The organism is Marinomonas algicola (assembly GCF_014805825.1).
Lineage (GTDB): Bacteria > Pseudomonadota > Gammaproteobacteria > Pseudomonadales > Marinomonadaceae > Marinomonas > Marinomonas algicola.
The window spans coordinates 2,724,945-2,739,472 of sequence record NZ_CP061941.1; the positions used below are offsets into that span (position 1 = coordinate 2,724,945).

The 14,528-nt window shown below is 39.7% G+C and carries 16 protein-coding genes; 10 read left to right on the forward strand and 6 right to left on the reverse strand.

Going from position 1 to position 14,528, the window contains the following annotated elements:
- The first annotated feature begins 8 nt into the window (after nt 1–8).
- The 9 genes from IEZ33_RS21035 to IEZ33_RS12525 all read left to right on the forward strand — a co-directional run bounded on the left by IEZ33_RS21035 (nt 9) and on the right by IEZ33_RS12525 (nt 9,081).
- Nucleotides 9–875 (forward strand): putative quinol monooxygenase, encoded by an 867-nt coding sequence (locus IEZ33_RS21035; RefSeq protein ID WP_240009527.1) that lies wholly within the window; start codon nt 9–11, stop codon nt 873–875.
- A 127-nt stretch (nt 876–1,002) separates the two neighbouring features.
- Nucleotides 1,003–1,383 carry a YybH family protein gene (locus IEZ33_RS12490; protein ID WP_191600379.1) on the forward strand — a complete coding sequence of 127 codons (381 nt, stop codon included), beginning with the start codon at nt 1,003–1,005 and terminating at the stop codon, nt 1,381–1,383.
- A 462-nt stretch (nt 1,384–1,845) separates the two neighbouring features.
- The gene (locus IEZ33_RS12495) at nt 1,846–2,697 is read left to right on the forward strand and encodes a tyrosine-type recombinase/integrase (RefSeq protein WP_191600380.1); all 852 of its coding nucleotides are present in this window, start codon (nt 1,846–1,848) and stop codon (nt 2,695–2,697) included.
- Nucleotides 2,698–2,797: 100 nt separating this feature from the next.
- Nucleotides 2,798–3,766: a transposase gene (locus IEZ33_RS12500; RefSeq protein WP_191603635.1), complete on the forward strand. Its 969-nt coding sequence runs from the start codon at nt 2,798–2,800 to the stop codon at nt 3,764–3,766.
- A 380-nt stretch (nt 3,767–4,146) separates the two neighbouring features.
- Entirely contained in the window at nt 4,147–5,226 is a 1,080-nt protein-coding gene (locus IEZ33_RS12505; RefSeq protein WP_191600381.1) for a DUF418 domain-containing protein, read from the forward strand.
- 76 nt (nt 5,227–5,302) lie between these two features.
- Entirely contained in the window at nt 5,303–5,854 is a 552-nt protein-coding gene (locus IEZ33_RS12510) for a ClbS/DfsB family four-helix bundle protein (RefSeq protein WP_476738639.1), read from the forward strand.
- Nucleotides 5,855–5,986: 132 nt separating this feature from the next.
- Nucleotides 5,987–6,877: a spermidine synthase gene (locus IEZ33_RS12515; protein ID WP_191600382.1), complete on the forward strand. Its 891-nt coding sequence runs from the start codon at nt 5,987–5,989 to the stop codon at nt 6,875–6,877.
- A 260-nt stretch (nt 6,878–7,137) separates the two neighbouring features.
- A complete protein-coding gene (locus IEZ33_RS12520; RefSeq protein ID WP_191600383.1) occupies nt 7,138–8,364 on the forward strand; it encodes a metallochaperone AztD in 1,227 nt (408 codons plus the stop codon).
- Between the two features lie 252 nt (nt 8,365–8,616).
- Nucleotides 8,617–9,081, forward strand: coding sequence for an ASCH domain-containing protein (locus IEZ33_RS12525; protein WP_191600384.1), 465 nt, complete (start codon nt 8,617–8,619; stop codon nt 9,079–9,081).
- Nucleotides 9,082–9,235: 154 nt separating this feature from the next.
- Here IEZ33_RS12525 and IEZ33_RS12530 read toward each other — a convergent pair whose 3' ends face one another.
- Together IEZ33_RS12530 and IEZ33_RS12535 are read right to left on the reverse strand one after the other, a co-directional pair.
- On the reverse strand, nt 9,236–10,123 hold the full coding sequence (locus IEZ33_RS12530) for a class I SAM-dependent methyltransferase (RefSeq protein WP_191600385.1): 888 nt from the start codon (nt 10,121–10,123) through the stop codon (nt 9,236–9,238).
- Between the two features lie 36 nt (nt 10,124–10,159).
- Nucleotides 10,160–10,981, reverse strand: a complete 822-nt coding sequence (locus IEZ33_RS12535) for a PEP-CTERM/exosortase system-associated acyltransferase (protein WP_191600386.1) — start codon at nt 10,979–10,981, stop codon at nt 10,160–10,162.
- 474 nt (nt 10,982–11,455) lie between these two features.
- On the opposite strand from IEZ33_RS12535, the gene IEZ33_RS12540 reads away from it, so the two are divergent.
- Entirely contained in the window at nt 11,456–12,277 is an 822-nt protein-coding gene (locus tag IEZ33_RS12540; protein ID WP_191600387.1) for a UDP-2,3-diacylglucosamine diphosphatase, read from the forward strand.
- Nucleotides 12,278–12,520: 243 nt separating this feature from the next.
- Here the strand turns inward: IEZ33_RS12540 and IEZ33_RS12545 are convergent, their stop codons facing one another.
- The 4 genes from IEZ33_RS12545 to IEZ33_RS12560 form a co-directional block, all read right to left on the reverse strand.
- A complete protein-coding gene (locus IEZ33_RS12545; protein WP_191600388.1) occupies nt 12,521–12,994 on the reverse strand; it encodes a GNAT family N-acetyltransferase in 474 nt (157 codons plus the stop codon).
- 122 nt (nt 12,995–13,116) lie between these two features.
- Nucleotides 13,117–13,365, reverse strand: a complete 249-nt coding sequence (locus tag IEZ33_RS12550; RefSeq protein WP_191600389.1) for a hypothetical protein — start codon at nt 13,363–13,365, stop codon at nt 13,117–13,119.
- A 315-nt stretch (nt 13,366–13,680) separates the two neighbouring features.
- A complete protein-coding gene (locus IEZ33_RS12555; RefSeq protein ID WP_191600390.1) occupies nt 13,681–13,917 on the reverse strand; it encodes an RNA recognition motif domain-containing protein in 237 nt (78 codons plus the stop codon).
- 113 nt (nt 13,918–14,030) lie between these two features.
- Nucleotides 14,031–14,456, reverse strand: a complete 426-nt coding sequence (locus tag IEZ33_RS12560; RefSeq protein ID WP_191600391.1) for a hypothetical protein — start codon at nt 14,454–14,456, stop codon at nt 14,031–14,033.
- Nucleotides 14,457–14,528 lie beyond the last annotated feature (72 nt).

The window sequence follows — 14,528 nt, forward strand, 5'->3', positions numbered from 1 at the left end:
GGTTATCCATGTTTGGCAAATATTGCACGTATAGTGTCTTTTTTGCCTCTGCTGGTCAAGCGGTTTGGGAGCATAGAATAGCGTTTCAATTACAACATGAGGTCAAAGAGATGAACGTACCGAATCAAATGCGTAAAGCGAGCCTTTATTTAGCAACATCTCTATTCATGCTAACGAGCGCATCTGTATCCCATGCCCAAACCACAGAAAAACAGGAGTCTACAATGAAAGAAGCCACTTATATCCCATTTGCAGCCAAGTCTGAGCAAGACAAAAATCTCGCTAAATTTCTCTCTGAAGGAGCAAAGCTGGTCACTAAAACAGAGCCTAATACCCTATATTGGTATGCACTGAAAAAAACAGACGGCCGCTTTGGGATTTTTGATTTTTTTCCAAATGAAGCCGGTAGAGCGGAGCACTTTGCAGGTCAAGTAGCATCGGCATTGAATGCCAACGCAGATGCTTTGGTTGCTCAAGGCTGGGACAAAGGCGTTGTAGCTAATATCACAAACTCTGCTGTTTTGTCTTACAAAGAGCCTAGTGAAAGCTCAGCAAGTGCAACACAGGCGACCTATATCGTGCTCAATGCGCAAGCAGGAAAAGAGCAGGCATTAGAAAATCTGTTGACAGGAGCGGCTTTGGTGATAGATCAAACTGAACCAAAAACATTGCTTTGGACATCGCTTAAACTCAATAACAACACTTTTGGTATTTTTGATACGTTTACCGATGAAAGTGGCAGAGATGCTCACTTTGCCGGTAAAGTTGCTGCTGCACTCAAAGCCCAAGCAGACGATCTCGTTGTTGGAGGTTGGGAAAACGGTGTTCTAACAAACATTCACAATTTTGAAGTTATTGCAGAAGCAGAGCACTAATTTCTGTCGCCTAATTTGTTCAGTTCCAATATACCTAACGAGTTAATTATGTGGGACGCGCTAAACGCGCGCCCCGCATTAAGGCTATAGCTCCATCATGAGAAAAATTTACGTTATCGGAGGATTTATGATTACAGAAGATAAGAAACAAATTGTGTTCAGCGCGTTGAAAGAGGCAAGTGAAAAATGGAAGGCCGCATTTAACATAGGAAATGCTGATGGGTGCGCATCACAATATGAACCAGATGCGGTAATGACGGCTAAACCGTTTGGTACATTTAATGGTACAGAAGAGATAAAAGCTTTTTGGCAAAAGCTCATTGATGATGGTTTCACTGATGTTGACTATATTGATCCAAAAATTGAAGTCGTTGATGAAAGCAGCGCTGTTTTATCATCAGGGTGGAAAATGAATAAGGCTCAAGGTGTGATCACTAAAGAACTTTGGGTATTGCAGAGTGACGGTACTGCAAAATTACGCATTGATGAATTTGAAGCGCAGAGCTAGCAATTAAAGGGTTTGAACCCTTTAGTTGCCATTCAAATGTCTTGTATAAATATACAGTTTATTTTTCAGAAAAGCTGGTTTCTTGCTCGTTTAGCCATTTTAAATGGCCCAATTGTGCGCGTTTTGTACTGGCAGTAAATAGAAAAGTCTTTTAGTATCAATGAATAAGAATATCCGCATTGCGCTCTTTTTTAGGTATGACGCGCTGTGGTTTCCTAAAAAAGAGATGTGTAAACGCGCATGCTCATTTTTCCAGTTTTGTTTTTTGTGAATAGGTTTATAAAAACATTATTTTTCAGTTGTTTATAAAGGTATTGGTGAGATTTTCGAATTGCCCAAATAAGCATGCGTACTATTAAAATGTTGAACTAAGCCGCTTCGCGGAGCGGTTCATTGTTTCCTTTCTAATTCTATTATTTGTTACCAAACTTAGTTCTCCACTCATAATTGGAGGATTCAGTGATGACCCCATTACGTCAAAAAGTCATTGATCAGATGACATTGCAAGGCCTCTCAGCCGCCACTCAAAAATCTTATCTATATCAGCTAAAAGAAGTCGCTAAGTATTTTCATCTATCTCCTGATGAGCTCAGTGATACAGAAATTCAAAGTTATTTACTTTACCTTATTCGTGATCGTCATTGGTCATGGTCAAGTTGCCGTCAAGCCTTGCATGCGCTTAACTTTCTTTATCGTCATGTTTTGAATAAGACGTTAGGCCAGATGGCTTTACCACATTCCAACAAGAAGCAAAAAATTCCGGATTTACTGTATCCCGATGAAGTATTAAATATCATTCGTGAATGCAGTCATTCCAAGGCGCATGCAGCCATTGTTATTGCCTATTCAACAAGCATGCGGATCAGTGAGATTAATGCGCTAAGAGTGGGAGATTTAGACGGCGAACATAATTGCATCAAAGTAAGGCAAGGAAAAGGCAGTCGAGATCGTTATGTTTTGTCTCCAGAAGGATTAAAAAGTGTATTACGTCATTACTGGAAAGAGTATAAACCAACGGATGTTGTGATTTACGGTCTTGATAAACACCGAGCGCTTCACAGTAAGTATCTACGTTTAGAAGTGAAAGCGGCCGCAAGACGGGCTGGTATAACAAAAACAGTACGTTTTCATAGTTTACGTCATGCTTTTGCGTGCCATCAATTACTGGCTGGCATGCCATTACCTAGGCTCCAAACTCTTCTTGGGCACAGTCAATTGCAAACTACTTTTCGTTATCTTCAATGGATTGCCATGATGGATTTGAGAAGTAATATTAGCGAAGATCTCTTGCGAGATCTTCGGAGCCCGTCGTGAACGGTTTAGGGTTAGTAATACAGGCCACCCATAACGTTGTTGATGTTTTTTTGATCACGGTCTAAACTAGAAAAACAAACTCAAGGATGAGGAAAAAATGATGCCAAGGGCCAGAAGCCAACAAGTCAGTTTGTCTGATACACCTTACTATCACTGTATTTCTCGATGTGTTCGCCGTGCTTTTTTATGTGGTGAAGACTCTGTCACCGGAAAGAGCTTTGAGCACCGTCGTGGGTGGATCGAGGCGCGAATTTTATTCTTAGCTCAACTCTTCTCTATCGATATTTGTGCTTATGCGGTGATGAGTAATCACTTGCATATTGTGCTGCATGTTAATGAAAAACAAGCCAAAAATTGGTCTACTTATGAGGTGTTGAGGCGCTGGCATGCGTTGCATAAAGGCACGTTATTTACTCAACAATACGCCCGCGGCGACACTCAACCTGCTTATGCCATTGAATTAGCAGAAAGATCGGCGGAAGCGTATCGAGAAAGGTTGTCTGACATCAGCTGGTTTATGCGGGAGTTAAACGAACCGATTGCTCGGCAAGCCAATGTTGAAGATGGCTGCACGGGACGATTTTGGGAGGGGCGCTTTAAATCTCAGGCGTTGTTAGACGAAGCCTCTGTTTTAGCTTGTATGGCGTATGTTGATCTTAATCCTATTCGAGCTGGTGTAGCTGAGACACCGGAAACATCAGAATTTACCAGCATCAAGAAACGAGTGAAAGCGGCGGGTGAAGGCGCTCAACCTAAAGCTCTGTATCCCTTTATCGGGAATGAGCATAAAGAGAAAAACGAAGGGATCTTATTTAAGTTAACGGGTTATCTTGAACTGGTTGATATGACAGGCCGTATTGTTCGACAAGACAAGCGAGGCTCGATTGACTTGTCGCTTTCACCCATTTTACAGCGCCTTGGAATATCATCTGACAACTGGCTAACGATCGCGATTAAGTTCGAGCAAAATACCCATGGAATAGTGGGGCAAGAAAATAGCATTACTCGTTACAAAAACGCCCAGCCTCGGTCTAGGCCAAACAAAAGGTGTTGCCAGTTATTGGCCTAGTCTAAGTCGAGAATATAACTCCAACCTAAATTAGAATTACTCAATAGTAAGTAATTCTGCTCGCCTGATGTATGAAAAACCCTCTCAATTAATCGTTTGCTATCAATTCACTGACTTCAATGTCTCTTATTGCTCTTGTATTACTCGTTGTTTGAATTAAAGGATTGTTTATTATTTCATATTTATAAGATTGGATGTCCTGCAGTTTGGCAGTTTGCCCTCGCAAATGCATAAAGCCACGCCCTACTTGCCGCCTATAAAGTATCTAGGAGGGAATGGCCGGACGCTTACGATGGTATTAATGATCTGCTACCATGGAACGTCAAACACCACTAGACGGGAATGGCCGGGCCAGACGCTCACCTTTGAATGGAGTTTCAATGAACAAAAGAGTAATTGGATTTGATCTTGCTAGAGCGTTAGCGATATTTGGTATGGTCATTGTTAACTTTAAAATTGCAATGAAGGCTGAAACCGGTAATGCCTTGTTGATGAGCTTTGCTGGGCTTTTTGAAGGCCGTGCATCAGCCTTATTCGTCATTCTAGCGGGAATTGGCGTAACATTTATAACCAATAAAGCTCGGTCGTCCAGTGATAGGTCATTTATACTAAAGACTCGATTATTGATAGTAAAGCGAGGAGCGTTACTGATTGTGGTCGGTCTTGTTTTCACCCCCATATGGGAGGCAGATATCCTCCACTTTTACGGCTTTTATTTCTTGATCGCTGCGGCCATATTTACGGTTAACGACAAAACATTGTTATGTTTATCGGCACTTATCATGGTGTTATTTCCAGCTTTGATGCTTCTTTTTAACTATGATCAGAACTGGAATTGGGAAACACTGACTTATGAGAACATTTGGTCAGTCGATGGGATGATTAGACATATCTTATTTAACGGCTTCCACCCAGTGTTTCCCTGGTCGGCCTTTTTATTCTTTGGGATGTGGCTAGGACGGCTGGATTTATCTCAAGTATTTTTGAGAAGAAAACTGTTTTTTGGGTCTGTCATCATTCTGCTTATTACAGAAGGTAGTTTTTATTTAATAAGAGCCATTATCGGAGCAGACGGTACACTTGGAATGACATCTGAGGAAGTGACACTCCTGTTTTCAACATCCATTATTCCCCCTTTACCTCAATATATCATCTCAGCGGGTAGCTCCGCCGTTATTTCCTTGGTTACTTGTCTATCTATTTCAGATAGGTATTCTAAAAGCTCTATTATTCAGTGGCTGTCTCAAACTGGGAAAATGTCTTTAACCTTGTATATTGCTCACGTCATTATTGGTATGGGCGTCCTAGAATCTCTCGGGATGCTAGAAAATCAGACGATAAACGTTTCACTATTTAACGCCTTGGTATTTTGTTTTTTTGGGATAATATTTAGCGTCACATGGATTAGGTTTTTTAACATTGGGCCATTAGAGTGGCTCTTTCGTAAAATTGGGCGCTAACAACGCATTACAGTAAACGAAGCGCTAAAAGCCGGGTTCGGGCGGTAGTAATAATATCTCTTTTTAGGCCATGGCCATGAACATAAAGACAAAAACAACAAAGTTGGTGGAATTTAAAATGTCTTCTGTACCAAGGAATAAGGATGAATTGGTGTTAGCGATTAAGTCAATCTTCCCCAAACTAATGGCTGACTATCGCTCAATTCCAAAGAGTAAAGTTCGCAAACCCGCTATAGAGGGAAATGTGAAAGATACCCTTATTAGCATTAGTGATACGGTGGCTTATTTGATAGGTTGGGGGAAACTCGTTCTTAAGTGGCATCACTTAAAATCTAAAAGTCAACATGTAGATTTCCCTGAAACTGGTTATAAATGGAACCAACTGGGTTTATTGGCCGAAAGCTTTCACGAAAAATACAGTGGTTGGAAATACGAGGACCTGCTTGCTGAACTCGAGTCTACTGTTAACGAGATACTTTTGCTCATTTCCCGTTTAAGTAACTATGAATTGTATGGAATAGCATGGTATGAACAATGGACTTTAGGTCGCATGATTCAATTTAACACCTCATCACCTATGAAAAATATGCGTACAAAAGTTCGGCGTTTCAATCGAGAATTTAGCTAGAAATGAGGTAAACGTTATCGTTTATTACCATAATGGTCCCATTCCATTATTATTCCTGCCATCTGTTTGAAGTAAACTCCTTTACACAGCCTTATTCACATAACAACTTATTAGAGTAACAAGGTAACCAACATGTTGAAAGTATCACCGGTTCGCCTATTTCCGCGTCTATTTAACATGAAGGCCACAGAAAAGGTGATTTACGTTGAACAATCATCCTACAGTACCATTATGGTGGTTGATCATGGCGACCTGCGATGCCTTAAATTCAGTGTCAATACAAAAAATGTTTTCCAAAGTTGTTATTACAAACGCGCACCTAGAAAGCTTGTACTGAATTACACTAAGCTACTTTTTTCTGGATTACTGATTAACGACAGCCCCAAGAACGTCCTTATCATTGGATTAGGAGGTGGTATCCTGTCAAACACCCTCCACACACTCTACCCAGAGTCCAAGATTACCAACGTAGAAATCGACCCTGTGATGACGAAAGTGGCTCGAGATTACTTTAATTTTTTTGAAAGTGACGAGGTTATATCGATAAACCAAGACGGTCGCCTCTTTGTACAAACGGCACAAACCAAAAAACAAACGTTTGATTGGATAATTTTAGATGCCTTCGATAGTAATTACATCCCTGAACACCTGGTAACAAAAGACTTTCTCGAAGAAGTTAAAAGCCTGTTAACCAACGACGGTATTTTATCAGCCAACACCTTTATAAACAGCGCACTCTACGACCGTGAGTCTGCTACCTACCATTCTGTATTTGGCGACTTTTTCAACGTGAGAAATGAAGACAGGTATAACCGCATTATATTAACTAGTAAGCAAAACTTACCGACTAAAAACGAATTAACGCAAAGACGAAAAACACTCGAAAAAACGCGAGACCTGTCGGTTTATGATATCAATTTAAACGACCTTGAAGGGTTTCTCACCTCAACCAAAGAACAGCATGACTGGCCAAAAAACACCTTGATACTCACTGATAAACACCCTCCTATAGGCACAGGTTGACAACAGGGAGAAATTCAAATCTGAGTTGATTAACGTCAGTACCAACAACGAATATTCATCAATTCACATTGGCCCAAGACGACAGCAACATGACTTTAATACAAAGATAAAAAATCACGTTATTCACAGTAAACACCTTCTTAAACGAGCGCCAAGTAAAAGGATAAGAGTATTAAAAATTCATAATGGCTATAACTCCTTTTAATGTTATGTTATAACATATTATTAATTTTTAATAGCCATCTGAATGGAGGAAGTAAATGATTAAACATTTAAGAAATGCGAGCCTATTGACGCTGGGGCTGATGTCATCGGTAATAGCAAACGCACATGATGACAAGAATGATGAAAGTGTCACGCTTTACAGAGTGTTTGTGGGTGATCATAAAGCACCTCTTATCACCGCATTTGATCTAAAAGAACCCTCGCAACGATGGACATTTGAAACGGCAGGACAGGCCAAACTTTACTCAGTTGCAGATCATGGTGTGGTCGCTGCAGTACAATCAGATGCGGATCAGGTTGACTTTATCGCATCAGGTGTGACGCTACATGACCATGGCGGACATGCTGATATAAAGACCTCTGACCCTAAAGCCATCACTGAACGTCTAAAAGGAAAGAGACCGTTTCACTTACTAGAGCATAATGGCTATGTGTCAATCAATATGGATAAAGGCGGTTATGCGGTGGCACTTGATGCCCATAAATTAAGTAAGGGAGTCATGGAAAAGCAACGTATTGAGCAAAATCACGCTCATCATGGCGTTGTTGTGCCGTTAAAAGATACTTGGCTATCAAGTGTCGCAGCGGATCATGCGGAAGAAGGTAAAGCGCCGCCTCGCATTGGTATACGATCGGTAAATGTAGATGGCAGCGCGGCAGGTGAATTAGCCACTTGCACCAACTTACACGGAGAATCATTCTCTGGTAACTATTTAGCGTTAGGTTGCAAAGAAGGTGTGCTCACTGTCAACACGTCACAAAGTGACCTGCAATACATAATGCATTCTTACCCAGAACACTTCCCCAAAGGGGAAATGACAGGGCATTTAATTGGAGCAAACTCATTTCAAACATTTTTGGGTAGCTATGGTGCAAAAGGAATGGTTGTTATTGATCCAACAGAAAAACCAACGATGCAATTGGTCGAATTACCTTTTCGTCGAGTAGATTACACGCTGGATCCGATAAAAATTTACAACTCGTATGTATTAACCGAAGATGGTCAGCTGCATCAAATCAATTTATTGAATGCTGAAATTGAAAACAGTGCCCGAGTCATACAGCCTTATAGTATGGATGGTCACTGGAACGACCCTCGTCCTCGCCTAGCGATGGCTGGGAATGAGATTTTAATAACCGATCCTAAAGCAGGCTTAGTTCATCGTATCAATAGCGAAGACCTCTCGCTCATCGACTCAATCAAAATAGAAGGTATCCCTTACAATATTACGGTCATAGGAGGAAGTGGACTTACTCATTAGCGATCAAAACGCGTCGGGGTTCATCATTATGCATAGCCCCGACAAGTATAGCCTCCTACCCATTTACTTAGTTTGAGCCTTCCCTAGATTACAGAGGCTGAACCTTGACCGTGTGTTCTTGAGAATGATAACGTAAAATGGCGCCACTAATAAGTTACCTAAGAATTTGCTTAAATGCGGGTTGAAGGTACAGGGCCAGCAAATAAAAATGTAACGCCCCTGTTCTGCAGGTTTACATGAGGATCGAAAATTATGGATGAAAGAAGCCAAGTTTACTTAAATACGTATTTAAACTCTTTACCGAATGAGATTGCGAAACAACATTCTTCGTTCAGTGCTGATTACTTCTGCTCTGATGAATACAATGCGAATGTCTGTGCAGACTTAATTTTGCGTGGAGAGAAGCGCGCATCATGCAGCATGGCTCATTGGTATACTCATGAGGGGGAAGCGATGCCAGAGGTTGGCCATCTTCAAGTTGTCACTAACTGGAATGGCGACCCCATTTGCATAATTGAAATAACCTCGATAAGACAATGTAAATACAGTGAAATAACGGCTGACTTTGCCGCGGAAGAAGGTGAAGGGGATAAGTCGTTAGAATGGTGGAAAGAAGCTCATTGGGCATTTTTTAGGCTCGAGTGTGAAGAGCTGGGCATTGAACTAAATGAAGACATTCTGTTGATATTAGAGCACTTCAAGGTCGTCTATAAATAACCAGTGGAAAGTCAATTTATGAACCTTGTTCAAGCTAAACGTTCATAACTCGACTTTATTGCTCCGGCGAAAAATAGACCATAACCCATTTATCGAGCCTTTTCCCTGTGACAAATGGGTTAAAGAGAGTATCAAACAATACAAAAATGAAATTTCAATTTAGTATTTTTGATAAAACAACATACTCACCATGATGTAAAGCCTGGTTAAGAGGCTTCTGAATAAATTCTGCAACCATATCGTTCGTATCTGAAATGGATAATAGCTCAGCATTTACTTCGGATAAAAAACCCGACATTTCTTTACTGTCTACAACACATTGAAGAGGCTCACCAATCATTCGTAAATACAACTGAAGAAGCCAAGGCGTATTGTTCTTTTCAGATTGCACTGGTTCTAAGCAAGTAAAACAAAATGTACATTCTTGTTGTATTAATTTACTCATAGAACTAAATAACGAACGTATGTCGCTTTCACTTAAATACATTAAAACACCTTCCGCAATGAAAAGAGTCTTTAAATTTGGATTAAATGCCGAGTATCTCTTGAGCTCCTCTTGTAAGATCTGATGACTAAAGTCAACCTCAAGGAAATGAAAGTTATCCGTATCAACATCATTTTCTAATGCCGCTTTTTTATACTTACTGGTTGTTGGATGATCAACTTCGATAAAATTTACCTGTTTATATTTATCGTGTAGCTGCCAGAGTAGGCAATCAAATCCAGCGCCTAAATTAATGACTTGAGTACAACCATTATCAATAGCTTGCTTGGTAATCTGTTCAATTTTACGTTTTCTCAAAGCATAATGCAGACGAATTCCGGGCAACAAAGCCCACTCTTGAATATTGGCTATTTTATGGTAAAAAACACTTTTACATTGAGCTAACCTTTTAGAACCCACCTCGGACATTGACATGATTTTTTGGGCGTTTAAGCACGTTTCTTCACTGACCAAATATTTATGATCCGAATAAAGCCCCATATAAACCAAGCCTTGTAAGACAGTAAAGGCGGTTGAACTAACCGATTTATCACTCATTTTTTTATGTACCTTTTAAAAATTTTGATTATAAATTCAATCGTCAAACTTTGATGATAATGCCATACCCAAATGCTTATAAAGCGCTCTAAAGTTTTTGGGCATGTTATCGGCTAACTCTGAAATCCTGCAATAATATGGCGCTCTCATACCATGGTAATCAATTTCTGGACCGATTTTCTGAAATGTAAAGCCCACTGAAGACAGCCTTTTGGCAAGTCTGGGTTCCATCATCACAAAAATATGTTCTATATTTTTAAATTGGCAGATATTACCGGCCGCCAAATACACTGCGAGAGAGATTAATGGAAAAGTGCGCAACTCTTTTTCCGTAATAAGATCGGCTTCAACACATTCATCAAGATCAATGCGAGCCTCTTTTTCATGTTGTCGTCGGCGAAATTGGGAATCTACGGCTAATCTAGAAATTTCCCCTAATTGGTCACGAGGAAAATCATTGGGTTTAATAACACATTGCTCTAATAACTCTTTGCAATGCACTTCTATAGGGAGGAGATTAGCCGTTTCTTTTGAATGGACGATACGTACTGTCCCTGCACATACGTCGCTTGAGATGTGCTTTATAAAACAATGATAGGAATGATGATCCATTTCATCCTGCTCAATTTTATCTGACGACAAAGGTAGAAAATTCATTTCATCACAATATACCTTATGGCGCAGCTGTTGACTTACGACCAACTCACTGTGACTTTGAACAGCAACAGGTAAGAAATATTGACTAAAATGCCGAGTAAGCTGAACCGTTTTGTAATTAACAACCACTTGCTTTACTGACTCGACCATAGGCTTAACGAAGGAATGTCGAACAGCTCGCTTAATAAATTTAGAGGCCATTAATGGTGAGTCCCTACTGTTTGATAATGAAATGGTCGTTTCAAATTATTATAACAAACCCATAAGATAACTTATATTCAAAAATAATTAGAATGAAAAAAACCAACCAAGGGTTTTGATATTTTCATTAAATATAGGGCCTCAGTATTATTGAGTAAAAGAGAATGAATCAACTGTATCGGAATCCTAGAAAACCAGTTTTTTTTGCTTAATGCTGAAAAGCAAAAATAGTATTCTTTACTTTGATTAAATTAATATGAAAAGCGATCCATGCTCAGTTGTAAATCGCTATAAGAAAACCTATTAAACGATTATAGAGTTAAGAAAAAAGAAAACGGTTTCCTTTAATAAATCACCTTCCCATTTTTTAATAAAACCGTAGCCAAATTGACTTAGAAGTGACATTTTTCACCATTAGCATAAATGAATCCCATACGCAGTATTTGGACCTTTTTGAGGCTAAAGGAAAGTAAAATGCAAACCCGTTACCGCTCTGTATTTATCTCAGATGTTCATTTAGGCACGCGTGCCTGCCAAGCAAATCACCTGATCGATTTTCTTAATAGAGTAGAATGCGACACTTTATATTTAGTAGGTGATATTATTGACTTATATGAAATGCAGAAAAAGGCGTATTTTACCGATGAACATAGAAGGATTATCAGCCTAATCATGCAAAAAGCTAAAACAGGAACAAAAGTCATCTACATACCTGGTAATCATGATGCTTTTTTTAGACAGTTAGCAGGGCAAAGTATTGCGAGTATTGATATTAAATTAAACGATATTTATACCAGTGTTGATGGTCGACGTTTCTACGTTAGCCATGGCGATGAGTTTGATCAGGTGGTTAAAATCAGTCCTTTGTTATTAGCGATTGGCGATCGGGCTCACGGAATAATGCTCAAGTTAAACAACACGATCAATTGGGCGAGGAAGTTAATTGGTCTCCCCTACTGGTCTTTTGCAAACTACATCAAAAACCACATAAATAAAGCAAAACAATTCATTGGCCGTTTCGAGCAAGCCGCCTTAAAGTCAGCTGAGCATCATCATGTAGATGGCTACATTTGCGGTCATATACACTACGCTTCTTTTCGCCAACAAGACGGCAGACTTTATTGTAACGACGGTGACTGGGTTGAATACTGCTCAGCCCTGGTTGAAAATGAACAAGGTGTTTTCAGCTTACTTCATTGGTCAGAGAACCCTCATATTATAGCCGAAGAACCAAAACAGGAAACCCATTGGGGCACAACCCCAAATACAAGGTCTCGGCCAATCAAATACACATAACAACACAGTGACGAAACCCGATATCAATAAGGTTCCATCTTTTACTCCCACACACGTGGGTTACAAAGCACCGCTTAAGCTCAAAAATGCCAAAAAAAAGCAGAGAGTAATAAACGAAAGTGGCCATTACTTGAAAAAAGAGTGGCTGTTGCTTGAGAAATGTAAGACAACTAAGCCTAAATGCAGAATATCAGTACAATTTAAAGGCGTTTTAAAACTGGATTTTGGATTCATTTAAGCCTTTCAGCCAATGTTCTTAGACAAATTAAAACCTGTCACAACAAAGCCCACTTCTTTGTATAACTTAAGTGCTCGTTCATTATGGTAAGCCACTCTTAGTTTAATTTGGGTGATACCTTTGGCTTGCAATTGTTTTTCTAACACCGACATGGCTTCCTTACCTATCCCTAATCCTTGGTACTCGACTGACACATAAAAGTCATAGATAAAGGTAGACTTGTCGGCGACATTAACAGAATGCCAAAGATAACCTACATGGCGTATCTTCTCACCCATTTCAGCATCAATGCACAATAATGAATGCTCGTTGCCAGCAAGACCATTGGGAAAGCTACGGTCAAGATCTTTTTTGGCTATATCAATAGCAAGTGCTTTAGAATGCCCATAATTTTTAGAGATTTCCCTACTGTAGTCATCAATGAAATACTCGCAATACATAGGGTATTCTTGCTCGCACATGTCCCTAAGCACAACCATATTCATACCTCCTCATTTGATACATTGAATTGATAGAAGGGTTGCTTGCGACCACTAACAAGGTCTCTAGTCTAGGCCAAGTTAGCAAATCGATTCACCCTCTTGATCAATAAAGTCGTTAATTAATGGCGTTTTTTTGGGCCTTTTCGAACAAGATCTTTGCCAGAATCAAAAACATCTTGTGTGACCCAACGTCCTAGTAATAACTGGTGATTGTCATCTAATACCGCAACAAAAGGTCGACCATTAGTATTGTTGGTCGCCAAAGCAATCCCACCCACATTATTTAAACCTAAACCACCATTTTCAATTACCAAAAGAAACGCCTCTAACTCTTCTAGCGTTTCAATTACTTCATTATCGTTGATCATTCACCTAGTCTCATTCGCATTGTAAACGGCATAGGATACCTGTTGTCATAGCTAGGTTAAAGAAACACTAGGCTTTTTTAATCGATTTAACGTGAATCATCATAATGTTCAAGAAACTTCATCCCACTAAGACAAAGGTTTTTTTATGTTCAAATGGAGTATGACGATAGTAAAGGGTTTTATCGGCCTGAAGTCAGCACCTTTTGTGAACTTAAGCATGGCTAGAGACGGGATTGACAGGAAGGTGTGACCTAAACAGAGCCTTCCCCTTAGATAAAATAAGGGAAAAGCATCAATATAGAGTTCTTGATAGCATTACTGAGAGATTTTGACTCGGATGCGGCTTTTATCAACCATGGCTTCGTGTAAGTTCGCAATGGCTTTGCGAGCTTGATCTTCATTTGGCATTTCAACAAAAGCAAAACCTTTCGATTTACCTGTTGTTTGGTCTAATACTAAATCGCAAGCGTCAACGTCGCCATATGCGGTAAATAGATTACGGATTTCTTCTTCGCTGGTAGAGCGAGCAAGGTTGCGAACTAAAAGTTTCATAATGAACCATTGGTGTGTGAATACGATCTGAATTGTCTCACAAATTCTCTACACACCAAGTCATTTTTATGTATTTTCTGTAAATTATTAGCCTTCCCACCACCTAAAGATAACTAATGCCCCGAAAAAATCCCATAATGGCATATTGGGCAAATGTCTAACGTATCACCCTTTTTTTCAATTTCTTGCTCATATTCACAGGACAAACAAACATAGTTGCCAATTTCAGCTCTACTGCCTGCAATATAGCACTCAGCCAGAGGCACAGGGTTCTGATTAATATTATCCACCAACCAAAGCAATCCTACGTCCTCAATTTCGTCAATCTCTTCTTTGACGTGCTTGCCTTGGGACATAATGGTTTTCCAGTTGGCTTCAACCCACGCCTCCATATACGCCATTTTATGATGCCAATAATTCTTCATCAACTCAGCGTCTTCCAGCAACCAATCTTTCGCTCCGACTAAGGTTTTTTTCGTTTCTTCAACAAAATTGCCATTTTCTGTATGGTTATGGTCATCTTTTTTACCTGAATTCATAACTAGCCCCTTATCTGCCTTCTCATTAGTCACTCATCCCTATAAAATAGCTCTATTTTCAATCCTGTTGTC